Origin of the sequence: Paenibacillus glycinis (genome assembly GCF_009909185.1) — a bacterium.
Classification (GTDB): domain Bacteria; phylum Bacillota; class Bacilli; order Paenibacillales; family Paenibacillaceae; genus Paenibacillus_Z; species Paenibacillus_Z glycinis.
On sequence record NZ_JAAAMV010000001.1, the window covers coordinates 727,420 to 751,925 of the forward strand.

Genomic DNA, 24,506 nt, shown 5'->3' on the forward strand with positions numbered 1-24,506 from the left:
CCGGACAAAGCATCTTTTACCTAACAAACCTAACAAATCCCGGCCACACTTACCGACGAAAGGCAGTGAAGAAGAAATGGGCAATCCTCATATTCTGTTTTACGATGAAAGCTTCCCTTACGCGGGCGAGCGCCCGGATGCGGCATCGATCGCGCGCCTGCGCGAAAGCTTCCAAATCGTATCGGCGTCCGAGCTGGCGGACGCGCTGCGGGACGCGGCCGTGTACGTGCATTTGCACGGTTCTTACTTTCCGAAATCCGCTTGGCCGGCCATCCTCGCGCATGTCTCCGAAGGCAGGGGACTGATCGCGGCCGGCGGCGCGCCGTTCAAAACGCCGGTGATCGGCACGGGCGGCAGCTGGACGCCGGAACCGGATCAAACCGCGTATCACCAGCAGCTCCATATACACGAAGCGCTGCCCGTGACGACCGAAGGCGTCGCCAAGCTCGCGCATCATCGGGAGATTCCGCTCTTCGCAGGCTGCGAGCCGCTCTTCGCGATCGAGCCGACGTTCGGGCTCGTGCTGCACGTGACCCGCGCGGACGACCGTCCGGGCGAGCTCGGCTCCGCCGGCCCGATCGACGCGCATATCCATCCGCTCTTGAAAGGCGTAAGCGGAGACGGGCTGGAACGCGAACGCTCCGCCCCCGCCGTGCTGCTCGAGCATACCAAAGGACCGTTCGCCGGCAGCCGGATGATCTTCGTGAACCAGCGGCTGGGAACCGCGTTCTGGTCCGGCAGCGGCGCGGAAGCGCTGGCGCGCTGGGCCGAGTTCGCGGCGGCCGGTGTCACGGAGCTGTGGCTGAAGCCGAACTACGGCTCTTACGAGCCCGGCGAGCGTCCCGTCCTGACGCTGCAAGGACAGCAAATCCTGCAAGCGCGCACGGAACGCGTCAGCTCCGGCACCGCGGCCTGGTCGTTCCATATTCGCATCCTGAAAGCGAACAGCAGCGAAGCCGCCGAGCCCGTGCCGTCGTATGATTACGACGGCGGGCATTTCATCGAGGTTTGGCGCACGGAAGCCGCGTTCGAGATCGGCCGCGAGCTCGTCATTCAGCGCATCGCCGCGCCTCTGGACGCGGAAGCGGGTTTCTACGCGGTGGAATGCGAGGCGGTATCGCCGAGCGGAGAACGCCGCCTGCTGCGCCAAGGCTTCTGGGGCATGGACCAAGCGCTGCTGGAATCCGGCGAGCCGATCTCGTGCGACCGCGATTATTTCATCAAGAACGGACGGCCGCTGCCGATCGTCGGCATGACCTACATGACGAGCGACGTGGCCCGCAAATTCCTGTTCCTGCCGAACGCGGCCGTCTGGGACCGCGACATGGCGCAGATGAAGCGCGCCGGCATCAACTCCATCCGGACCGGCTTCTGGACGGCATGGCGCAGCGTCATGTTCGTCGACGGCCACCCGTACGAGGAGGTGCTTCGCGCGATCGACGCCTTGTTCCTGACCGCTAAGCGCTACGACATGGAAGTGACGTTCAATTTCTTCGCCTTTACGCCGGAAGCCTGGGAAGGCGTCAACCCTTACCTCGACCCGCGCAGCGTGGAAGCGCAGAAGCGGTTCATCGCGGCCATCGTATCGCGGCATGCGAATTCGAAGCACGTGCACTGGGATCTCATCAACGAGCCGTCCATGTTCGATCCGAAACGAATCTTCAAGGGACCGCGTTCCGCCCGGGACCCGTTCGAGAAAGCCGCCTATCTGGCCTGGCTGCGGGAGCGCCACGGCGAGATCGGGCTGCTGCAGGAGCGTTGGAACATGACGCCCGCCGAGCTGCCGTCGTTCGAGGCGGTCGCGCTGCCGGAGCCGGACGACATCAACTTCGGCACGACGGAGAATATCGCCAAGCGCGGCGGCCAGTGGCTCGATTACACGCTGTTCACGATGGACATGCACAACCGTTGGGCGTCCCGATTGATCGAGACCATCCGTTCCATCCAGCCGAAGCAGCTCGTGACGGTCGGCCAGGACGAAGGTCTCGGCAAGCAGCGTCCCTCGCCGTTCTTCTACGCGGAAGCCGTCGACTATACGACCGTGCACTCGTGGTGGCTGATGGACAATCTCGTGTGGGACGGCATCTTCGCCAAAGCGCCGGACAAACCGAACCTGATCCAGGAGACGGGCATCATGTACGTGGAGACGCCGGACGGCCGCGCGAAACGAAGCGAGGAAGAGCTGCGCAACATTCTCGAGCGCAAATACGCCTATGCGTTCTCCACCGGCGGCGCCGGCGCCGTGCAGTGGATCTGGAACATCAATTTCTACATGAACAACGTCAACGAATCCAACATCGGCGCGCTGCGCGCGGACGGCACGGAGAAACCGGAAGCGGCGGTCTCCTATGATTTCGGCGCTTTCATGGCGGGCATCCGCGACTTGTTCATGGACCGCCGGCTCGAAGAGGTGGCCGTCGTCTATCCGTACTCCAACGACTTCTCCAACCGCAACCTGGCGTACGATGCGACGACCCGCGCCGTCCGCACGCTGTCCTACGCGATGAACGTCCATGCCTTCGGGGTCGGCGAATATCAGCTGGCGTCGCTCGCCGAGTCGAAGCCGAAGCTGATCCTCGTGCCGAGCGCGCACAGCTTCAGCGGCGCGGCGCTGGAGCGGCTCGTATCCCACGTCGAGACGCACGGCGGCACGCTGCTGTTCACCGGGCCGCTCGGCTTGGACGAATACTGGCGGCCGGTTCAGCCGAAGGCGGCCGCGCTCGGACTCGGCGGCGTCGGCAACCTGCTCCGCGAGGAGTTGCTCGAGCTGAACGGCAAATTGCAGCCGGTCTCGTTCGGCGGCACGCGCATCGCGGACAGCAATAAAGGCCTGGCGGCCGCCGCGGAAGGCGGTCCCGCGAAGCTGACGGCACTGAAGCTCGGCGCCGGACGCTTGCTGTACTGCCCGCTGCCGATCGAGCTGAACGAACGCCTCGAGCCGCTGCTGGCGGTGTACGGGGAGGCCATTGAGCAGGCCGGCGTCGAAGCCGAGCTCGAATGGCTGCACGGCGGCGAACTGCCCGGCGTATACGGGCGCAAGCTGACGTTCGCTGCCGGCTCGCTCTACGTCTTCGTCTCGGAATTCGCCTGCGATGCCGCGATCGAAGTCCGGGATCCGAAGACGGGCGTGCGCTACGCGTTCTCGCTTCCGCAGGAACGGACGGTCATGTTCGCCGCGGATACCGGCGGCAGGCTGCTCGGCGTATACCGCCCGGACGAAGTCGCGATCGAGGTTCGATAGGCCCCGCAGCTTCCATGTCCGGCGTGTTGGGGCAATAAAAAGGCGAGCGCGTTCCCTCGGGGGACGCACTCGCCTTTTTATTTTGCCTTTTTTCTTATGCTTATCCTAGCCCTCTCGCCTCGCGCTTTTCCCCTTGCTTGATTGCCTTTCGCTTAGCCTTTCGCTACTTGCCGTCAGCCGCTTCAGGCCTCGATCCACGTCGTCTTGCTTGCCGCCGACGACCGTTTCGCTTGCGGCGGCGTCATGTCGGGAACGCCCAAATAAATAAAGCCCAGCATCTTGTCCTGCGGGCGCAGGCCAAACGCTTCGTTCATGAGCGGGTGATAGCACGGCTCTCCGCTTCTCCACACCGCGCCCAGGCCGAGCGCATGAATCGTCAGCAGCATATTTTGAATCGCCGCGTTGACGGCGCCGTATTCCTCCAGCTCGATGACGTCCTTGCGCTCCGTCGGAACGACGGCGACGGCGATGACGACCGGCGCGCGCAGCGCTTTTTTCTTGGCATCCTCGGCCTTGGCTTCCAGCGCCTCCGCGTCCAAGCCGGCGCCCGCCTGCGCTACTGCGATCGCCGCCAGCGCTTCGCCCAGCTTGCCGCGGCCTTCGCCGCTCAGCACGAAGAAGCGCCAAGGCTCCGTCAGCCGGTGATTCGGCGCCCATACGGCCGCTTCCAGTATTTGCTCGATCGTTTCTTTGGCCACCGGCTCCTGCGTAACTTTGCCGATGCTTCTTCTCGTGCGGATCGCTTCGATAATGTCCATGTTCGTCTCCTGTCCTCTACCAACGGTTTGATAGATTTATTGTAGCATAGCCGCGGGTAAAAGTTGAACGGGCGGACGGCGCCGTGCATGCTCCGGCGAGCAAAAAAAGTCCCGCCCGGACCGGCAGTCGCCGATCCGAACGGGATGCTCCCGCTTGCAGCCGCTTAAGCCAAGCCGGCCGCAAGGTAAACTTTATCGAAGCCGGCTCTGGAGCGGGCCAGCAAGCCTTCCGGCGTATCGGTCGGCGCTTCCGACGCCAAGATCTCCTGCGTGACGGAGCCTTTGTAGCCGATCGCGTTCAGCGCCTTCAGGAAGCCGCCCAGATCGATGACGCCTTCGCCCGGATACAATCTGCCGTTATCGCGGGCTTCTTCCACGGGCACGTCCGGCGCGTCGTTGATATGCACGTGGACGATCTGATCCGGCGTCAACGCCTCGATGGCCGAGAGGCCGAGGCCGTTCGTGTACCAATGATAGGAGTCGAACAGCAGGCCGACATTCGGCTCGCCGATGGCCGCGATCCAGTCCAGCGTTTCTTCCAGCGTCCACAGAAACGGATTCGCCCAAGCGGTCCGCAGATGATGCGGGCCGACGAATTCCAGGCCGAGGCGGATGCCGAAAGCGCCGAGGATTTGCGCGCAGGTGCGCAGCCGGCGCGTCGCGATCGCGGTGAAATGGGCTGCCTTGTAATCCGTCGCGGGCAGCACGTACGTGCAGCAATTGCGAACGCCGAGCGAAGCCGCCGCCGCGGCTTCCTCCGCCAGCTTCGCGAGTCCGGCGCGGAAGGTATCCTCCGAATGCCGCCACTCCGCGGACAAGCCGATGGAGCCGATCGTCACGCCGCTGTCCGCCAGCAGCTTGCGCGCGCCTTCGAGGCCGTTGCGGTCGATCAAGCCTTTCGCGTCGATGTCGACGGTTTGAAAGCCGTATTCGCCGGCAAGCGCGATGAAGCGCTCGTCGCTGCCGATATCGCCGAGTCCGGCGCGGGAAAGTCCTTTTAACATGTGCTGTCAGCCTCCATAGGTTCAATAGATTAGGAATAACGGGATGATTCGAGCCTTACAGATTCCAGTCGAGCTTCACTTCATGTCCCGTCCGCGACGATTCGTAAATCGCGTCCAGCACCAGATTGTTCGTAAAGCCCGTCAGCGCCGACGTGATCGGCTGCTTGCCCGTGATGATGCAGTCCAGGAAATGCCGGCTCAGGCGAAGCCGCTCGTGCTCGTCGTTCTCCGGCCGGGAAAGCGGGGTTTCCAAAGGCTTGTCGAACTTCTCCGTCAGCAGTTTCCCGGTCGCGCCGCGGTAGCTCGCGCCGCCCTCGGTGCCCATCAGGTGCACGAAAGGCGTGTTGTCCGTATCCATATGAACCGCCCAGCTGACTTCAAGCGTGAGCGAGCTGCCGTCTTCCATCTTGATGAGCGCCGTCGCCAGATCCTCGACGTCGTAGATGCCGTTCCAGTTCGGCTTGCCCCAGGTGCCGATGCCCTTGCGCTTCGGTCCGAATTCCGCGTACGTCGCGCCGTAGACCGACACCGGCTTCGGGTTGCCCATGAGATACAGCGCCAGGTCGAGCATATGGACGCCGATGTCGATCAGCGGACCGCCGCCGGATTGATCCATGCGCGTAAACCACGTGCCCCAGCCCGGGATGCCCTTGCGGCGGTACCAGCCGGTCTTGGCCGTATAGATCCTGCCGAGCTCGCCGCGGTCGACCTGTTCCTTGATCTGCATCGGCACGGATTCCCAGCGCATCTGATGACCGATCATGACGACCTTGTCGGTTGCTTGGCTTGCTCGCAGAATCTCCTTGGCCGCCGCCGCGTTGATGCCCATCGGCTTCTCCAGCAGCACGTGCTTGCCGGCTTCGATCGCCCGAACGGCCAGCTCCGCGTGGTACTGGTTCGGCACGCCGATGACGACCGCGTCCACGTTCGGGCTTTGAATGAGCGCCTCCGGCGATTCCAGCACGGCCGGAATGCCGTATTCGACCGCCCGCTGCTCCGCCAAAGGCAAATAAAGATCCGTGATTGCCGTTATTTCGCAAACGTCGCGCAGCTGCGAGAACTGCGAAGCGTGAACGCTTCCAATATTGCCGGCGCCGATAATGCCGATCCGAATTGCCATCGCTTAGTTCCTCCCCGGATACCTTGCCTGCGTGATAACGCTAGTGTTCGATTCTATGATAAAGTAGTCTGTAGAAAAAAGCTTGTCTCATATTTCGATAAACGTCCCATTTCTTCGGAGGATCGCAATTGCCATGACCCATTTTCCGGATTATTTGAAAACGTATCCGAACGCCGACTCGGCGTTCCCTTTCCATATCGGCATTCATGCGCTGCAGCGCGGCTTCCGGGCGCATCGCCACGACTTCCTGGAGCTGTCGTACGTCATCGAGGGCCGGGGCTCCGAGGTCGTCAACAACGTCCGGCACGAGATGGTGCCCGGCACGTTCACGTTCGTGCAGCCGTACCAGGTGCACGAGTTGTTCACCGAACCGGGGAGCACGCTGCTCTTGTACAACTGCATGTTCAGCATGGACCTGCTGATGGACGCCGGCGGTCACGGCGACGGGCTGGCGGAGCTGATCGAGCCGAGCCCGCTGCCGCCGTATACGGCGTTTACCGGCGTCATTGCGGAGCGCACCCGCTTCCTCATCGACGACATGATGCGCGAATACGAAGGGAACGCGCCCTGGCGGCTTACGCTGCTGCAGGCCCGGCTGAAGGAGCTGCTCGTCTGCTTCGACCGCGAGCGGCGGAAGCACCAGCCCGGCGTTGCGGCGATCGCGTCCTCCGCGAAGCCGGGCGCGTCCGTCTGGCCCATCATTCATCATATCCACCGCAATTACCAGGAGGACGTGACGCTGACGCAGCTGGCGGACCGTTTCGGCATGAGCGCCTCGCGCATCAGCGAGGTGATCAAGGAGAAAACCGGGCAGACGTTCGTTCATTTCCTGCAGGATCTGCGGCTGCGGCATGCGAGCTCCCTGCTCGTCTCGACCGATTACAGCGTCGTCGAAGTCGCGCTCGAGGTCGGGTTCGGCTCGTACAAGACCTTTGCCAAAGTCTTCCGCGAACGCAAGGGAATGGCGCCGCTGGCCTACCGCAAAGCCAAAAGACCCGTCTGATTAGAGACGGGTCTTGAATTCGTTCGCCGCCGCTTAGACGCGATGCAGCTGGCGGCCCTGATCGTCCTTCACCGCCTGCCAGAGACGCCGCCACTCGCCGGCATCCCGCAGCACGCTCTCCGGCTCCGACGCGCTGCGCACGGGGAAAGAAGGCTGGGACGAACGGCCCGACGGCGCCCCCGTCTTGTGATAACGCAGATCGACGGACCAGCGCACGATATCCGAGCGGTTGCCGATGCCCCTGTGCGGCGTGTATTTGTTCATGATGACGAGGCCGCCCTTCGGGCATTCCGCGAGCACCGGCTTCGCCTCCGGCAGCTTGTCGGGGTCGATGGTCGTTCCGCCCTCGGCCCGGTGATTGACGTAGCCCTGCTTGAATACGCGCGGCATGACTTCCATGCAGCCCGTCTCCGCCGTCGCGTCCACGAGGGGCATCCAGAACGTGATGATCTCCGATGCCTCGGAATCCGGCGACGTCACGGCGCAGTCTTGATGCCAAGGCACGTTTTGAAAATAATCCGGTTCGTCCGCGGCGAGCTTCGACGGCACCTTCGCCCGCACATGCTGGATCGGGTTGCAGCTGAGCTCGCTGCCGAGCAGGCATTCCACGACGTCCACCAGCTTGCCGTGCCCAAGCAGACGGAACATCGCCTCGCCCAGATAGGATCGGATGTCCAGCCCCTTGCCGATCTCCGGGCACTCCGCGTACAGACAAGCGTAACGACGTTCGAACGGCTCCTTCTCGTAAAGCGCTTTCAACTTTCCTTCCGCGAACAGCCTCCGCGCGCGGCCGTCGATCTCCCGCGCCAGCTCGTCGATGACCGGCTGCAGGTCATGGCCGTCCAGCACGTCCGGCACGATCAGATACCCTTCCGTTTGATACGAAATGATTTGCTCCAGCGATAACCGCATATGCGCATGCCTCCGTTTTCGAACGCTTCGATTGGTCTTCCCGCCATCTATGCTACCAGCAGGCCGGCCGTCGTTGAAGGTACGAAATTCGCTTCCATGCGGACGATCTTATCCTCTTCGGTACTCGACGGGCGCGCGCCCGTGATGCCTGCGGAACAGACGCGCGAAATACGACGGATCCTCGTAGCCCAGCATGGCCGCGATCGTAAACACGGGATAATCCGTATACAGCAGCAGCTTCTCCGCTTCCGCCATCCGCAGCCGCTGCAAATACGTCATCGGCGCCATGCCGGCGTGCGTCTTGAACGCGCGGCACAAATAATTGGGCGACCAATGGACGAGCTCCGCGAGCTCCTCCAGTCGGACGGGTTCGCCGAGGCGGGCGGCCATATGGCGTTTCAGCGTATCGATCTCGTCGGCGACGCCGACCCTGCCCGGCACGATGCCGTCCGCGGCGATCAACTGCCACAGCAGCTCCTCCGCGCGCAGCAGCAGGTCCATGGCTTGGAGGGATCGATGCTCCGCCGTGAGAAAGCGGTTGGCGGGATCCAGCAGCCGGTTGAAGCCTTCCAGCAGCCACGGACGGAGCTGCGCAGGGACGGCGATGGGTTGTGTCCGCAGCAGCCACGGCACCGGAACGCCGCGCTTCTCCTCGAACCAATCGAAAAAGTTGGCGCAGGCGGGTTGGTCCTCCTCGTCGCGGACGAGAAAGGTGCATTCCAGATTATGCAGCGGAGTCCGTTCGTCCCCGTGGAACTGATGCCATTCGTCCGGATTGATGATGTACAGCAATCCCGGCACCGCCCGGGTCATCCGTTCGTTCACGAGAAAACGGCCTTCGCCGTCCGTGACGTACATCAGATGAAACACGGGATGCCGATGCCGGACCGTCAGCATGCCGGCGCGGCCCTGCTGGCGATCCGTCGTCACATGTTCCAAGCGCAAAAGCCGGCCGTTCATCAAAACGCGCATACTCATGGCGGAAGCCTCCCCGTACGATGTCAAACGGAACCTCTCCCACCATTTTACCAAGGCAGGCCAACGCCGAAAAGACCGGGACCCTCCGTCCCGGCCTTTTCTTATATGAACGCCTCTTCTATGATCAATAGAATTGGCCGAGGCGGTTGCGGCCATGCAGGATCGGCGCGCTGCCGTCCGCATTCTGTTCCTGCTTCTCCGCGATCGCGTGCAGGCGCTCGGTCAACTCCGCGAACCACTCCGAATCGCGCGTCGCCAGCGCCAGCTCGATAAAGTCCATGATCGGTTCTTCGTAATCCAGCACCTGAAGCGTCGGCTGCTCCTTGAGCCAACTGCTCAACACGGCGACCGTAGTGCCTACGGCGGCATCGTGATCCGATTGAACGACATAAACCGTCGCAATGTTTTGCCTTTCGTTCAGCGACGTTATGAAACCTTGAATAAGTTCCCCGTCTTTCGTTCTGCCTTGTACCCAATCACTAATCGCAAAGCCCATCGTCAGCACCACCTGTCTGCGGATTTTTGGAAGCTCCTTAACTGTAAGTGTATCAGTTACAGTATAGGGTGGAAAAGAGGACGATTCGCATGGCTGCCTGCTAGCCGTCCCTTTTCTCTGTTACTGTAATTATATGAGTTACAGTTATTTATGTCAAGCAGCTTACTAAAATAAAGTAAATAACTGATGATGTTAAAACTTTACGTCGCCGGACCCTACACCGTCGCCCGCGCAACGGCGACGCGTCCCGAGAAAAAGGTCGCTCCTTGTCCCATGTCCGCGACGCGGTCGGGCGTCAGCGCGTTTACGACGGCCTTGCGATCCGCGCCGTCCGCCCACAAGCCTTGGCTGACGACGACGCCGGGCAGCACGTCCTCCCCGACGGCGGCCGTCAGCTCGCATTCGCCGCGGCCGTTCCACACTTTCACCGCGTCGCCGTCCCGGATGCCGAGTCCTTCCGCATCGGCGGCGTTCATGTGCAGCTTCGGCGTCTTCTCCATCGCGGCATGCTTATCGTTATGCGCGAAAGTGGAATTCAAGAAGTTGTGGTTGACCGTCGGAATGAACAGAAACGGATACGGTCCGTCCTCGGCCAGCGGCGTATAGGTCGGCATCGGCGGAAAGCCCTGGCGTTCCATCGCGACGGAATACAGCTCGATGCGTCCGCTCGGCGTCCGCAGTCGTCCCGGCAGCAGCGGCCGCACGTTCGCTTTGGCAAACTGCTTCTCCTGCAGCAGGCCGGCCGTCATGCCCTGCAGGTTCGGGTTGTTCGGATTGTTCAGCGCCTGATCGATCATGTCCATGTCGCTGTCCCGCAGTGCCTCGTCCTCGTAGCCCATCGCCTCCGCGAGCAGGCGGAACACTTCGGTATTGGATTTGCTTTCGCCGTAGCGCGGGATCACCGGTTGTTGAATCTGCACGTAGTGGTGCCAGTAGGACGAATAGACGTCCGTGTTCTCGAAGGTCGAGGTAGCCGGGAGGACGATGTCGGCGTACTTGGCCGTCTCCGTCATGAACAGTTCGTGGACGACGGTGAACAGATCCTCGCGGGCCAGCCCTTCCCTTACCTTGTCCGCATTCGGCGCGACCACGGCCGGGTTGGCGTTGTACACGTACAGCGACCGGATCGGCTTCTCTTGCTCGTGCAGCGCGATGCCGAGCAGATTCATGTTGATCTTGCGCGGGCGCTTCAGCTCCCTTGGCTTCAGGTCCGGCCTTGCCAGCGCCCGCTGGTTGAGCGCCAGATGGCCGCCGTTGCCTTTGATCGCCCCGCCGCCCTTCTTCAGCCATTGGCCGGTCAATGCCGGCAGGCAGGCGATCGCCCGGGTCGTCATGCCGCCGTTGTCGTGATGCTGCGGCCCGTTGCCGATCCGTATGAACGCGGCGCCATCGACGCCGCCGTACATGCGGGCCAGCTTTACGATATCCGCCGCGGGCACGCCCGTAATCGCGGAGACATGCTCCGGGGTGTAGGATTTCACATGCTCGCGCAGTTCCTCGCGGCCGACCGTATATTGCTCCATGAACGCTTCGTCCACCAGCTCCTCGGCAAACAGCACGTGCATCAGACCGAGAGCGAGCGCCGCGTCCGTTCCCGGAAGCACCGGAATAAACCAGTCGCCCCACTTGGCGGTGCGGTTGCGGTGCACGTCGATGACGACGATCGTCGCGCCGTTCTTGCGCGCTTTCTCCGCGATCGCGACCTGGTGCATGTTCGTGCTGACCGCGTTGACGCCCCACATGACGATCAGCTTCGCATGCACGGTATCCTCCGGATCCGTCCCGTAGCTGCCGCCCATGGTGAAGCCGTACCCGACAGTCCCGGCCGCTTCGCAGATGGAATAGATCAGCTCGCTCGCGTTCATCCGGTTGAAGAACCGGCGGCCCATGCCTTCCGTATTGACCCGGCCCATGTTGCCGTAAAAGCTGTACGGCAAAATCGACTCCGGTCCTTCTTCCGCGATCAGCGACTTCCAGCGAGACGTGATCGTCCGGATCGCTTCCTCCCAGCCGATCGGCTCGAACTGCCCGCTTCCCTTGGGACCCGTTCGGCGGAGCGGCTGCTTCAAACGCTTCTCGTCGTAGATCCGCGCGGTCATGTTGCGGACTTTATTGCAAATCGCTCCCTGCGTGACGGGATGCGAGGGGTCGCCCTCGATCTTGACGATGACGCCGTCTTGCTTATGGACCAGCAGGCCGCACTGGTCGGGACAATCCAGCGAGCATACCGATGGAAATACGCCGTTCTTCTGTTCCGCGTAGCCGCTCATGATGCCACTCCTTCCGCGCTTGCGTTACCTTGATTATACTAGATTGCTTCGTCGACGGCATCCTCGGGCGTGCCGACGTGACCCGAGCCTACAAAAAAAGTCTGCCGGACCCGGTATAGGTCGGCAGACTTCCGCATTACTCGCCTGTTTCCAAATAATGCACCTGCTGCAGCGTCAGCGCCAAATCGCCCGCCGCGCAGCTGTCGATGACATAGGCCGGCTTCGATGCCCCGATGATCGGGAATACCGGGAACGGCTGGGACGTGAGGTAGGCCAGCGCGATCGCCGAGCCGGTAGCGCCGAGCTCCGCGGCCAGCTCCTGCACGCGGTCGAGCCGGGCAAAGCTGGTCTCGTTGAAATAATGGCGCTCGACCCCCGCGGCGCTGCCTTCGCTGCCCGCTGCCTGCCCGCGCGCGTAGCGTCCGCTGAAGAAGCCGTTCGCCTGCGACGAGAACGGAATAACGGCCATCCCCGTTTCCTCGAAGTAGTGCTTGTCCGCTTCGCTCATCGCGACGAGCGTCTTGTCCCCGATGGATCCGGGATTGAGCGAGGCGAGATTCCACAGCGGCTGGCTCGCCGCAAACGGCGCGAGGCCTTTGCTTTCGGCGTAAGCCCGAGCCTGCTTGATCCGCCCGACCGTCCAGTTGGAGCAGCCGATGCCGCGGATCTTGCCGGACTTAATCAGCTCGTTCAGCGTGTCCATGATGCCTTCCACCGGCGCAGCGGGATCGTCGCGGTGCAGCCAATAGAGGTCGATGTAATCCGTCTGCAGCTGGCGCAAGCTCCGGTCGACGTCCGCGATGAGGTCGTCCCTGCCGAGCCTTCCGATATGCATCGTGCTCAGCTCGGGATGACCGCCCTTGGTCGCGAGCACGAGCCTCTCGCGAATGCCGCGTTCCTTCAGCCATTTGCCCAGCCGAATTTCCGTCAAGCTTCTGCCTCGGTTCAGCCAGTCGTCGTAGACGATCGCCGTGTCGAAGAAGTTGCCGCCCTGTTCCACGTACAAGTCGAATAATCGAAAAGCGTCCGCTTCCGCCATCGTCCCGCCGAAGCCGGCCGTTCCCATGACGATGACTGCCGCGTTCAAATCCGTTCCGGGTATTGCTTTGTACCGCATTTGCGATCCCTCCGTTAATAGATGGCTGCATGTGATGGTCGATGCAAGCTGCCGGTTCTGGATGTCGCGGAGCGGATAAGTTCGGCAAATGTTTACGGCGTCGCGGAAACCGCGGTGCCTTCTTTGAGCGGAAGATGCGACACGTAGCTATCCGCCAAATTCAGCAGCTTGAGCGCCCGCTCGTACTGCGAATCCGTCGCCGGCGTCGTTTGCGTCTCGCCCGGAAGCGGGAAGTTCGTTCCGTCCTCGAAGCCCTTGCCGGGCACGAACACGCTCTCGTCCGTGATGAAAGAGCCGGTCGGTAGGAAATGCCGCATCGGCAGCAGGTTGGAGCTTTCGTTGAACAGATCCTGGCCGAAGTGAATCTGATTGGCGGTCGATACGCCGAGCAGATTGGCCACGGTCGGCAGAATGTCGATCTGGCCGCCCACGTCGTGCTGCACGGACGGATACGTCACGCCGGGCACGCTCAGAATGAGCGGAATGCGGAACATGTCGGGATACCCGTAATCATGACCCAGCATATTCTTCAGCATGTCTTTCTCGTCGCCGCTGAGCGAGTATATCGGCAATCCCTGATGGTCACCATACATAACGACGATGCTGTCATCCCAGAGCCCGGTGTCTTTCAAGCCTTGAATGAAGGCGCCCAGCGCGTAGTCCGCGTAATTCTGCGCATGGATGTAATTGCCGACCAGCGTGCCTTCCATGTTTTCCGGCAGCGTCATTTTGTATTTCGATTCCGGAATTTTGTACGGGTGATGCGCGCTCATGGAGATGACTTGGGCATAAAACGGTTTGTCCGCTTGATCCATCCGCTGCAGCTCCGGAATCGTCTTCGCGTATAGAATTTCGTCCGAAGCGCCGAATGCGATATGGTCGTCGTCCCCGTAGAAATGCTGATCGTAATACTTATCCCAGCCGATCGAAGCGTACAGCTCGTTGCGGTTCCAGAAATGAACCTCGTTCGTATGGAACGTCGCCGTGTCGTAGCCGTTCGCGTGCAGCAGCTTCGGCAGGCTCGGCAGGGCCTTCTCGACGTATTTGTCCGTCGCGGCTTCGTGATGCGGCACGTAGAGCGACGTATTGACGACGTACTCGGCGTCGGATGTCGTGCCTTGGCCGGCCATCGTGTAGAAACGGTCGTAATGGAACGTTTCGTTCATCAGCTTGTTCAAATTCGGCGTGACTTCCTGCCCGTCGATTTTCAATCCGATGAGGAAATCCTGGAACGATTCCATCTGCAGAATGATCAGATTCTTGCCTTTGGCAGCGCCGAAAAGCTTCGGAGCGGCCGGCGTCTGGAAGCCCTTCAGCTCGTCGATCTTGGCCTGCGTGATATCGGACATGTCCACGACTTCCTGCTTCTCCGTCGAATCGGACAGCAGCGTGTAGACCTCGTAGTTGAGAATGCCCATGTCCTCGGCCTGCTTGTTCTCGTTCATGCTCGCCCGGTTCGGCCAAACGTTGAACACGCACAGCGCGAGCGAAGCGACGATCATCGCGTAGAGCGAGGCTCTGCGGCGCGGAAGCAGCCGTTTGTGGACCGAGCCCGGGTCGTACGAAGAGGCGTAACCGGCGTTCTTCTTCGGCCAGAAGTGGATGACGCCCAATACGACGATATCGATAAAGAAGAGCAGGTAGTACGGATCGAGAAGCGAATACGTGCTCTCGCCCACCTTCGTTACTTTATCGGCCTGATGAAGCGCGTGGTACGTGACGATGACCCCGTAATATTTGTAATAAATGACGACCGTGAAGTAGAGCAGCGTAATCAATAAATTCGAAACCAGGTAATACACGACCTTGCGTTTGCGCGCGACTAGCTCGATGAAGCAGAAAACGATCCAGATGAACGGAAGCTCCGTCACCAGCGTTTCCCAGGAAAAGCCGATGTCGAACACGACGTACATGACCAGGCTTCCCTTAATCAGCAACAGCAGCGTAAACAGCAAAAAACGCCGGCTTAACAATTTTGACCAAAACATCCTTTTCATCACCTTCATGCCATTGATGTGAAGCCTCCGCCGCCTTGAACGCATGGCGGAACGCTTCGAAATAACGACGAATGACCCGAACGAACGTCCGGCTGCGGCGAATGCAACAAATAAGAAGAAACGGCCGACGCCGCCCTTGCAGGCGGCGACGCGGTTTCTTCCCTGAAATACAGGCAAGCCGAAGTGAATTTCATGCTTTCCTTATCGCTCATCTTCCATCCTTGCGCAAATCCAACGATCAAGGACGATCCGATGATGTTGCAGCCGTCCTTCTTCCGTCACGCCTGCCAGAGGCTTAACGTGAAATCGACCATTTCTTCCAGATACGCGACGACGTCGGGCTCGGAAACGACCGCGATGCCGATGATGGCGCTGTACGTGAACTGCATCCACATCGACATCAATTGCCGGGCCGCCAGCGTGAAATTCATCGTGCGAATCTCGCCCTTGGCATGCCTGCGCCTCAGGAAATCCGCGATCGACTCCACGCGCTCCGACATCATGACGGACAGCTGCTTCGCTTCTTCCAAATCCAGCAGGTCGTTCTCTCGGAACAGGATACGCATGAGATCCAGATCGTCCAGGAACAGCTCGTTGATCTTGCCCATGATGGCCAGCAGCGCCTCGCGCATCGGAAGATGTTCGATCGTTTCATTCGTCAATTGCTTGATTTCGTACACGCGATGCTCGAAACTTTCCCGCAGCAGGACAGACATGATCTCTTGCTTCCCGCCCGGAAAATAGTGGTAGAGAATGCCATCGCCTTTCTGGATTTGCCTTGTGATCGCACGAACCGGAGTGCCGTGATAGCCCATCTCAGCGAAAAGGTTTTTAGCGGTTTCCAGTAACTTCTCTCTCGTAGCCGTTGCTTGTTCTTTTCGTGTGAGTTGCGCCATTCAAGTAACCTCCAGCTTTCGTTGAACGATCGTACAATGAGAAGTATAGTCCCGGCCCGCTCGTTCTGTCAATGAGAAGATCACCCTCATCGCAGGCCCGTTCCGCCGTCCACCGTAAGCACTTGGCCGGTCACTTGGCTGCTCAGCGACGACGCCATGAACAGCACGCCGTCCGCGATGTCCTCGCCCGTCTGGATGCGTCCCATCGGCAAGCGCGCGGATACTTCCGCGAACAGTTTGTCCGGGTCCACGCCGGTCGCGCGAAGCCTGGCCGTCTCCCCCTCCGAGGCGACCCAGCCGGGCTGGACGCAGTTGACGCGAATGCCGTGCTTCGCGAATCCTTTGGCCAAATTCCGGGTCAAGGTCACGAGACCGCCCTTGGATACCGCGTAAGCCATGGCGGCGGGATCCCCGCTTCTGGCATGCGTCGAACCGATGTTGACGATGCTGCCGCCTCCCTGCTCGATCATCCACGGCACGAACGCCCGGCACGTCAGATAAGCGCCCTTCAAGTTAATGCCCATGATCCGCTCCCAGAACGCTTCGTCCGTGCCCATGAGATCGGCCCGGGGGAAAATGCCCGCATTGTTGACCAGCACGTGCACGCCGCCGAGCTTCGTCCGCACTTCCGCCGCCATGGCCTCGATCTGCCGAACGTCGGACACGTCGCAGCGCATGAAGTGCGCCTCGCTCCCGGCTTCCGCGAGCTGCCTCGCCAACGCGGCGCCTCCTTCGTCCACGTCCGCGATCACGACCCGCGCGCCATGCTGCGCGAACCGCTCCGCGATGGCCCGGCCGATTCCTTGCGCGCCGCCCGTCACGAGCATCGTCTTGCCGGATATGCCGAGGATGTCCGTCACCGGGCCTTCACATCCTTCCGCTCCGCAGCTTCGTAGGCGATGACAGGAATCTGGGTCGCGAGCTTGCCGCCGCTGACGTCGATCATCGTGCCGGTGATATACGATGCGAGATCCGAGGCCAGAAAGCAAATCAGGTTCGCGACGTCGTCCTTGCTGCCCCAGCGGCGAAGCGTCAGCGTATCCAGCAGGCGGTTTTGCCGCTCCTCGCTCAAATCCGCGAAATGATTCATGTCCGTCGGGATCATCCCGGGCGAGTAGCAGTTGACGGTGACGTTCCACGGTCCCAGTTCTCCGGCCAGCACGCGGGTGAATTGCTTCACGGCGGCCTTGGAGGAGGCATAGGCGGCGCTTCCGTAGGCGGGCACGATCGCGGCGAAGGAAGCGGCGTTCAGGATGCGCCCCCCGTTCTGCGCTTTCATGATCGGGGCCACGGCCTTGCACATGAGGAACGTGCCCTTCAGATTGATGTCCATATTAAGGTCCCAGATCTCTTCGCCCAGCGATTCCACGACGCCGCCGCTCGCCACGCCGGCATTGTTGACCAGAATATCGATTCGGCCGAAGAGGCTCTGCACCTCCCGTACAACTTCTGTTACGCGATCGGCGTCCCGAACGTCGCATAAATATTGCGCGCTTGTAAATCCCTGCTCCGCGAACAGCTCGCCTACTTCGTCCAGCAGCTCCTGCCGGACGTCCAGCAAGGCCGTCTTGACGCCTTCCCGCGCCAGCGTCAGCGCGATTTGCCGCCCGATGCCTCTCCCCGCCCCGGTAATGATCGCCGCTTTCCCGCTCAAATCGATAATCATGAGACCGCCTCCTCGGATTCGCTTGACTCGGTTCCCTGCAAGAGCCGCGCGTTCATGCGCCGTCTCGCCCTTCCTGCACGTGCATGCACTTGTAAAGGAATGCGCTTACATGTTACCATTCTGCTGACCGCCTTGGATTTACATTAAAATGACCGTTTTTTGGACTTTTCCGTAATTCTAACGTACGGTGGTGATGCGTTTGGAAGCTTCCCCTTTTGCCGTTCCGAGACCCTGCGCCCTGCGCGATTTGTCGCCCGTCGTTCATTGGGCCCGGCATCATGTCCGGACGCCGTCCTTTCATTGGAAGCGGCGGATCTACGACTTCGAGCTGCTCTTCGTCAAGCACGGGGAGATCCTGGCCACGATCGGAGACGAACGGCATTCGGCCGGAGCCGGGACGCTGCTCGTGCTTCCTCCTTGGACGCCGCATGCCGTCGTCATCCGTTCGGAGCCGCACGCGGAGCTGCTCGGCGTTCATTTTGACTTTTTCGACGGGGCGGCCGCCGGCCACGACATCATCGTCGACGAAGGCCAGATCAACCCGCTCGCCTTCAGCGCCGTTCCCTATACGTTCGATAAGCCGCTGCTCGCGAAGCTATATTATCCCAACGTCTCGGCGCGGATCGTTTCCCTGCTCGAGGGCGTCATCCAAGAATGGCAGGAACGGCTGCCGGGCTACGATGCGGCCTGCAAGGCCATGCTGCTCCAGCTCTTCACCTTGCTCGTCCGGCCGGGCAGCGAGTCCGCGAGACGGCCGCATCCGAAATACGAACAGCCGCTCTTCGCGCTGACGGATGAAATCCGGCGTCACTACAGCCGCAGATGGTCAAGCGCGGAGATGGCCAAATTCCTGCTCGTGCACGAGGATTACATGAGCCGGCAGTTCAAAGCGCTGATGGGCGTCGGGCCGAACAAGTTCGTCCAATCCGTCCGCCATCAGGAAGCCAAACGGCTGCTCCGCGAAACCGACCATACGATCGAACGGATATCCGCCGAGGTCGGCTACGAGGACTTTCATTATTTCAGCCGGATCTTCAAACGGTGGGAAGGGATGACCGCGCTGCAGTTCCGGAAGCTGACGCGCACGATCTAGCGCGGTACGTGCAGCATGGGACTGTCCGGGCATCCGGCCGTTCGGCACGATTCGGCGACAACGAATATGATGCGGCGCGATCCGACCGGTGTTGACGGCCGAGCACGCCGCCCACAGCGACAAAAGGCCTGCTTCGCGACGCGAAGCAGGCCTTTTGTCGAAAATGCAGGTCAGAGGAAGAAAAAAGCGGGTCCGGGGAAAAAGAAGTACGAAGGAATAAAACAGCTCTCACGACGGCTTATTAATAGAAGAAAACTTTTCTTCACAAGCGTGTATCCCGCGCTGAAGAGTTCGAAGATTCGCGGCCTACCAGGCGTTCGTCATCGTCACCGGCGCGATCGCGCCGCCGTCGATGTCCATCCGGTCGATGCACAGCACGCGGCTGCCGGGATCCGTGTCGCCGATGATGCGGCGGTGATAGACGATCAGCCATTCGCCGCTCTCCGGCAGATGCAAGTAACCGTGATGCCCGGGGCCTTCGGCGATCGGCTCCTGACGCTGCAGCACCGTTCCTTTCGGCGCGAACGGGCCGAGCGGGCTGTCGCTGACGCCGTAATCGACGCTGTAGGTGCCGTTCGTCCAGCCGCCCTTGGACCACATGAAGTAGTACAAGCCGTCTTTCTTGACCATGCACGGTCCTTCCACGTAGCCCTCCGGCGTAATGCTGCGATGCAGCTCGCCGTTCTCGAACGGGACGAAGCCCGTTATATCCTCGTTCATCTTGGCGACGTTGCAATGGCTCCAGCCGCCGTAATACAGATAGATCGTCCCGTCGTCGTCCTTGAACAGATGCGCGTCGATCGGCTGGGCGCCGTGAATGAAGCGGTCGATCAGCGGCTTGCCCAAATAACCGCGGAAAGGGCCTTCCGGCGTATCGGACACCGCGATTTCCAGCCCGCCGACCGCCTCGTCGTTCTGAATGTCGTTGGACGCGAACACGAGGTAATAGCGGCCCTTGCTCTCGATGATCGTCGGCGCCCACACCGCCCGCCATATCCAAGAGAAATCCTCCATCGCGATGATGCCTTCGTGCTTCTCCCAGCTGACGAGATCGGCGGAACTGAAGGCGTCCAGGTTCATTTGTTTCGTATACTCCGTGATCGATCGGGTCGCGTAGATCCAATGGCGGCCTTCATACGTTCTCGCCTCGGGATCGGCGTAAAAGCCGGGTACGATGGGATTGACGATGCCTCTCAACTTGGTATTCCTCCCAGAATCGGATAATTGTACTCCCCGTGATTATACGTAGCCGCGGCAGAGCTTGTCCATGCCGATCTGCGCGAATCCGCATTACGGTACATCATACAGGAAGGAAAGCCGAACCTGGCGCGTCCGACCGCAACGCGGCTAAAGACCGTTCCGGGCAATGGCCGCGAAACGGTCCGAGCGAACAGCGATGCCAGGAGGCTCACGGCTCGCGAGTGCGAACTCCCCTGCCTCGAAGCTGCGCCTCCGGCAGCATGCTCCGAAAGTTACAGCCGAATCGCCTGGCCGCAAGCATGGACGACTACGCCGCTCATGTCCCCGCCGAGCACGTCCACGCCGAAGCTCCATTCGCCGGTGGCGGGATCTTTGGCCTGGCGGTAGACGCCCCAGCCGCGGCCCGTGCTCCAGAACGTCCGATAATCGTCCGCCGGCCGAACGGGTTCGAACGACATGCTGCCCGCCGCCATATCGAACCGGAAGCCGGTCAGCGCGATCAAGAGCCCCCAGCTCGACATCGATCTGGCGTAGTGATGGCCGCATTCCACCTCGTTCCACGGATTGCGCCGGTAGCCGTCCTGCCTGTCGCGGACCGCTTTCACGATCGTCAGGCCCTCGTCGACGAAGCCCTCGTAGATAAGATTCGTCGCCACCTGGTATTCGATGCCGGTCCATATCTCGTCGGAGTAGACGAACGGAAGCTTCGGCCGCCCGCCGTTCGGCCAGGAGCAGAGCACGAGTCCTTGCTCGTCGTGCAGGGCATAGACCCGCTGGCAGTTGACGTGATCATTGAGATCGGACTTGTAGTTGTAGCGGAAAACGGCCTGGATCGCGCTCTTCAGCCGGTCTTCTTCCATCAAGTGGCCGAGCCCGTACAGATGCGCCAGCTGCTGGCCGAGCAGCTGATCGGACAAGCAGCCGATGCCATGCTGATATTTGTAGGCGTTAACGTCATCCAGCACCTGTACGAAATATTCTCCGTTCCAGGTCAGCTCGCCGAGCCGCTTCGAGCCGCGCGACCAGGCGCTGCCGTATCGCTCCGCCGCTTCGGCATCCCCGAGGCCCACGGCCATCGCTTCGCCGGCCTTCAACGCCCCGAGCAACATGAAGCCCGTCAGCGGATTCGGCCCGTAAAATTCGATGTCGTACGTATTATGCTGCTCGCCTTCCATGACCCCGTCGCCGTCGAGATCCCAATGCGGCAGGGCGAAATCCAGTGCAAGCTTCACGTTCGGCCATAGCTCCCGCAGGAAATCCCCGTCGCCGGACAGCTTCCACTCCCGGAATACGCGCATGACCGAGCCAAGCTGGCCGTCCGCCGCGGCAGGCCCGGCGCTCTCGCCCCAGCGCCATTCGCAGCCGAACATCCGCATCGCGCGGAAAGCCATCTTGCCGGCGGCGTCGACTTCCTCCAGAAACTCGACGCGGCGCATGGTTCTCTCGAGCGTCGGGTACAAGAACGCCAGCGTTTGCTCGTAGTTCCACACATGCGTGCAGCTGCCGTCGCAGGAGCCGCCGTCGTCGAACGTGCCTTCGTAGCCGAGAAATTTGCCGTTCTCGAGCCAGAAGCAGGTCGTGCTCCGCAGCACGGGCATGTTGCCGGCCATGGCGTCGACGACTTCGGCCGGCAGCGACGAGTCGAACAGCGCGTCCCGGAACGCGGACGTCCGCTCGCGAAGGCCCTCCAGGCCGCGCAGCAGATACGCGCCCGCCTCCCATGAATCCGCGAACCGCGTCGCATAATGATTGCGGATCGTCTCGTGCCCCGGGCGGACATCCTTGATGTCGTCGGACCAACCGTTGAGCCGGTTCGGGAAGAACCAGGACAGCACGAACGGGAACGACTTGGTCTCGCCCGGCTGGAGCGTCTCGACGATGCCGAGGGAGCCCGTGTCGGTGCGATGCTCCTCCGAAGGGGTTTCGTACCCGAGATCCGTCAGCCTGCCGTCGGCGACGAAATCGTCCCAGAACTCTTGCAGGAAGTCGTACCACGCGCCGCGCAGCCAAGCCCGCTTCACGGTCAGGCCAGACGCCGTGGTCAGGAGCGACAGATTGCCGAAATCCAGGTCGCCCGGCGCCCATTTCTCGGAGGAGAAATAGAGTCCCGAGATGTCCGCAACCTGCCGGAACGCGTTTATGTTCCGCCCGCAGGGCATCGCATGATGCAAATTGCCGAACTTGTCGTACTTCAAGCCGCCGACCGGGTTGATGAGCGAGCCCGCGATGACGACCTCCGCGGGACGATCGCCCGTGTTCGTGACGCGGTATGTCAGGGAGGCGCCCGGAATGCCCGAATTCTCGGGATCGAGCGGCATCATCGGCGTGAACGCCTCCAGCTCGACCTGCACCGGAAGCTCGGCGTCGCGGAAGACGACGCGCGCCATCGGGTACGTGCCGATCAGCTCGGACTCTTCGAAGCGCGGAAGACCCGCGCCCGTGAGCGGATGGTACCCGTGCGACAGCGCGTGCGGCGGCAGCAGCTTGGACTCCAGCACCTTGGCGACCGGCTGCCCGCCCTCCTGCTCGACGCGAATCGCGAAAAACGTGTTGGGCATGTAAGTGCCTTTGGCCGGCTGGTTGAAAATCTCCCAATCCCGCAGCTCGCCTCGGCTGCCGAGCGATATGTTGCCCGTGCCGATGCCCCCGAGCGGGAAGAGCGCCTCCCTGGCGTCGCCCGAATACGTGCGTTGGCCGCGGCCGGCCCGAACCTGTTCCTTCGTCTCGATCATGGATGACACCTTCGCTTTCCGTTGTATGGGATGAATGCGATTAATCGTCCCGCGCCTTGCGGGATAAGAAGCGGTCTGCCGGCTGCTCCGCAGGCACCGGCCGCCGCCAGCATGCTGCGTCCCGAGGCAGGACGGGCTGTCGGCTCCATGACTGCGCCGAGAAGGACGCGATCTCTCTTGCAACGCATGCTTGCTATTAGCGGTACAGCGGTCCCAGCGCTTGGCACGCCCGGAAATCCGCGCCGACCGGATCCATGCCGCCGAACGCGCTCCACATGCTCGGACGGAACACGCGGTCCTCCGCGACGTTATGCATGCTGACCGGAATGCGCAGCATGGACGCCAGCGTCAGCAGCTCGCCGCCGATGTGCCCGTAGCTGACCGCCGCATGGTTGGAGCCCCAATTGTTCATGACGGCATATACATCCTTGAACAATCCCTCGCCCGTCAGGTTCGGCACGAACCAGGTCGTCGGCCAGGTCGGGTTGCTGCGCCGGTCCAGCTTGTCGTGCACGTCGTCCGGCAGCTCGACCGTGTAACCTTCCGCCAGCTGCAGGACGGGCCCGAGACCCGCGACCAGGTTGATCCGCGCCATCGTGACCGGCATGCCCGCGCGCGTCGTGAAATCCGTCGAGAAGCCGCCGCCGCGGAAGAAATCGACCGCCGGGCTCCAGCGGGTCGCTTCCAGGCAGGCTTCGACCTCCTGCTCCGCGATGTCCCAGAACGGCTTCATCGCCGGCTCGCCGCCGATCGTCTGGCGGCCGGTGCCGTCGAGCGCCGCCGGCCCGGAATTGATCAGATGAATGATGCCGCCCGCCGCCCGGCCTTCCAGCCGATGCCCCGTTACCCGCTTCACCGCATCCGGACTCCAGTAGGTGCGCACGTCCGCGAAGATCTGCGCCGCATCGGTCAACAGGTGCCCGAACAGCATCGTGATGCCATTGAGCGTATCGTTCTCCGTCGCCAGCATGAACGGCTCGCGGATGCCGTTCCAATCGAAGGAAGACGTCAGCATCGCTTCCATGAAGTCGCCGTTCGGGAAAAAGTCCGTCCATGCGCGCTGGCCTTGGAACCCGGCGGCGATCGCGTTATGGCCGAGCGCTTCCTCGCCGTAGCCGATGTCGTCCAGCTTCGGATTGCCGATCATCAGGTCGCGCGCGATCAGCGCCATCTTCACGACGGTTTCCCAGTCGCCCGCCTGCTGCTCGGCCGTCCGGCGCAAATGCTCCGGATTGACCTCGGCGCCAGGCTTGCAGTTCGCCTTCGTCCAAGCCAAGGCGCGCTCGTACTCGGCACGGTCGTAGATGCCGAGCTCCATGCGCCGCACGAATTCCGTCATGTCCACGTATTCGTTGCGAATGCCGAGGAAACGCTGGAAGAATGACTCGTCGACGATGCAGCCGGCGATGCCCATGGACACCGAGCCCATCGACAAGTAGGACTTGCCCTGCATCGTCGCGACGGCCAGCCCGGCCTTGGCAAACTGCAGCAGCTTCGCCTGCACGTCCGGCGTGATCGTCGTATCCCCGATATCCTGGACGTCGCGGCCGTAGATCGAGAACGCCGGGAGTCCCTTCTGGTTGTGGGCGCCAAGCGCCGCGGCCAGATACACCGCGCCCGGACGCTCCGTTCCGTTGAAGCCCCAAATCGCTTTCGGCCGCGTCGGGTGGGCGTCCATCGTTTCGGTCGGATAACACCAGGACGGCGTGACCGAGATGGTCAGGCCGACGCCCGCCCGCGCGAACTTCTCCTCCGCCCGCGCCGCTTCGGCCACGCCGCCGATGCAGGTATCGGCAATGACGCATTCGACGGGCATGCCGTTGCTGTGTCTCAGATTTTCCGACAGGAACGCGGCGGCGCCGCGCGCCATCTCCATCGTCACCTCTTCGAGCGATTCGCGGATGCCGCCGCGGCGGCCGTCGATGATCGGCCGAATGCCGATCGCCGGCAGGCTGCCCTGCAGCCGGTTGCCGATATGGATGTCCATGTTCATTCCTTCTTTCGTACCGAGTTGAATTGCCTT

18 protein-coding genes and 1 pseudogene are annotated in these 24,506 nt (G+C 61.7%); 3 read left to right on the plus strand and 16 right to left on the minus strand.

Going from position 1 to position 24,506, the window contains the following annotated elements:
- The first annotated feature begins 76 nt into the window (after positions 1-76).
- Positions 77-3,241, plus strand: coding sequence for an alpha-amylase family protein (locus GT019_RS03460; RefSeq protein ID WP_161741183.1), 3,165 nt, complete (start codon positions 77-79; stop codon positions 3,239-3,241).
- A 182-nt stretch (positions 3,242-3,423) separates the two neighbouring features.
- Here the strand turns inward: GT019_RS03460 and GT019_RS03465 are convergent, their stop codons facing one another.
- The 3 genes from GT019_RS03465 to GT019_RS03475 all read right to left on the minus strand — a co-directional run bounded on the left by GT019_RS03465 (position 3,424) and on the right by GT019_RS03475 (position 6,123).
- On the minus strand, positions 3,424-3,999 hold the full coding sequence (locus GT019_RS03465) for a nitroreductase family protein (RefSeq protein ID WP_161741185.1): 576 nt from the start codon (positions 3,997-3,999) through the stop codon (positions 3,424-3,426).
- Positions 4,000-4,163: 164 nt separating this feature from the next.
- Entirely contained in the window at positions 4,164-5,003 is an 840-nt protein-coding gene (locus GT019_RS03470; protein WP_161741188.1) for a sugar phosphate isomerase/epimerase family protein, read from the minus strand.
- Between the two features lie 55 nt (positions 5,004-5,058).
- Positions 5,059-6,123: a Gfo/Idh/MocA family protein gene (locus GT019_RS03475; protein ID WP_161741190.1), complete on the minus strand. Its 1,065-nt coding sequence runs from the start codon at positions 6,121-6,123 to the stop codon at positions 5,059-5,061.
- 133 nt (positions 6,124-6,256) lie between these two features.
- On the opposite strand from GT019_RS03475, the gene GT019_RS03480 reads away from it, so the two are divergent.
- Positions 6,257-7,126: an AraC family transcriptional regulator gene (locus tag GT019_RS03480; protein WP_161741192.1), complete on the plus strand. Its 870-nt coding sequence runs from the start codon at positions 6,257-6,259 to the stop codon at positions 7,124-7,126.
- A 33-nt stretch (positions 7,127-7,159) separates the two neighbouring features.
- Here GT019_RS03480 and GT019_RS03485 read toward each other — a convergent pair whose 3' ends face one another.
- The 10 genes and pseudogenes from GT019_RS03485 to GT019_RS03525 all read right to left on the minus strand — a co-directional run bounded on the left by GT019_RS03485 (position 7,160) and on the right by GT019_RS03525 (position 17,458).
- A complete protein-coding gene (locus GT019_RS03485) occupies positions 7,160-8,038 on the minus strand; it encodes a phytanoyl-CoA dioxygenase family protein (protein WP_161741194.1) in 879 nt (292 codons plus the stop codon).
- A gap of 108 nt (positions 8,039-8,146) precedes the next feature.
- A complete protein-coding gene (locus tag GT019_RS03490; RefSeq protein WP_161741196.1) occupies positions 8,147-9,016 on the minus strand; it encodes a helix-turn-helix transcriptional regulator in 870 nt (289 codons plus the stop codon).
- Between the two features lie 124 nt (positions 9,017-9,140).
- Positions 9,141-9,512, minus strand: coding sequence for a hypothetical protein (locus GT019_RS03495; protein ID WP_161741199.1), 372 nt, complete (start codon positions 9,510-9,512; stop codon positions 9,141-9,143).
- Positions 9,513-9,727: 215 nt separating this feature from the next.
- Positions 9,728-11,782, minus strand: a complete 2,055-nt coding sequence (locus tag GT019_RS03500) for a molybdopterin-containing oxidoreductase family protein (protein ID WP_161741201.1) — start codon at positions 11,780-11,782, stop codon at positions 9,728-9,730.
- A gap of 136 nt (positions 11,783-11,918) precedes the next feature.
- The gene (locus GT019_RS03505) at positions 11,919-12,899 is read right to left on the minus strand and encodes an aldo/keto reductase (protein WP_161741203.1); all 981 of its coding nucleotides are present in this window, start codon (positions 12,897-12,899) and stop codon (positions 11,919-11,921) included.
- A 92-nt stretch (positions 12,900-12,991) separates the two neighbouring features.
- A complete protein-coding gene (locus GT019_RS03510; RefSeq protein WP_328803897.1) occupies positions 12,992-14,887 on the minus strand; it encodes an LTA synthase family protein in 1,896 nt (631 codons plus the stop codon).
- A gap of 287 nt (positions 14,888-15,174) precedes the next feature.
- Positions 15,175-15,612, minus strand: a complete 438-nt coding sequence (locus GT019_RS03515) for a TetR/AcrR family transcriptional regulator C-terminal domain-containing protein (protein ID WP_235946613.1) — start codon at positions 15,610-15,612, stop codon at positions 15,175-15,177.
- A 9-nt stretch (positions 15,613-15,621) separates the two neighbouring features.
- Positions 15,622-15,792 (minus strand): annotated as a pseudogene (locus tag GT019_RS32605) (TetR/AcrR family transcriptional regulator); the annotation flags it as partial.
- 86 nt (positions 15,793-15,878) lie between these two features.
- Complete coding sequence (locus tag GT019_RS03520; RefSeq protein WP_161741209.1) at positions 15,879-16,652, minus strand: SDR family NAD(P)-dependent oxidoreductase; 774 nt, start codon at positions 16,650-16,652, stop codon at positions 15,879-15,881.
- On the minus strand, positions 16,649-17,458 hold the full coding sequence (locus GT019_RS03525) for an SDR family NAD(P)-dependent oxidoreductase (protein WP_161741211.1): 810 nt from the start codon (positions 17,456-17,458) through the stop codon (positions 16,649-16,651). Before GT019_RS03525 ends, GT019_RS03520 begins: the two co-directional genes overlap by 4 nt.
- A 199-nt stretch (positions 17,459-17,657) precedes the next feature.
- Here GT019_RS03525 and GT019_RS03530 point away from each other — a divergent pair, with 199 nt between their 5' ends.
- Positions 17,658-18,551 (plus strand): helix-turn-helix transcriptional regulator, encoded by an 894-nt coding sequence (locus GT019_RS03530; protein WP_161741213.1) that lies wholly within the window; start codon positions 17,658-17,660, stop codon positions 18,549-18,551.
- A 306-nt stretch (positions 18,552-18,857) separates the two neighbouring features.
- Here GT019_RS03530 and GT019_RS03535 read toward each other — a convergent pair whose 3' ends face one another.
- From GT019_RS03535 to GT019_RS03545, 3 genes are all read right to left on the minus strand, one after another.
- Positions 18,858-19,748: a glycoside hydrolase family 43 protein gene (locus GT019_RS03535; protein ID WP_201755193.1), complete on the minus strand. Its 891-nt coding sequence runs from the start codon at positions 19,746-19,748 to the stop codon at positions 18,858-18,860.
- 275 nt (positions 19,749-20,023) lie between these two features.
- Positions 20,024-22,483 (minus strand): GH116 family glycosyl-hydrolase, encoded by a 2,460-nt coding sequence (locus GT019_RS03540; RefSeq protein WP_161741214.1) that lies wholly within the window; start codon positions 22,481-22,483, stop codon positions 20,024-20,026.
- Positions 22,484-22,679: 196 nt separating this feature from the next.
- Entirely contained in the window at positions 22,680-24,470 is a 1,791-nt protein-coding gene (locus GT019_RS03545) for an L-fucose isomerase (RefSeq protein WP_407945058.1), read from the minus strand.
- Between the last annotated feature and the right edge of the window lie 36 nt (positions 24,471-24,506).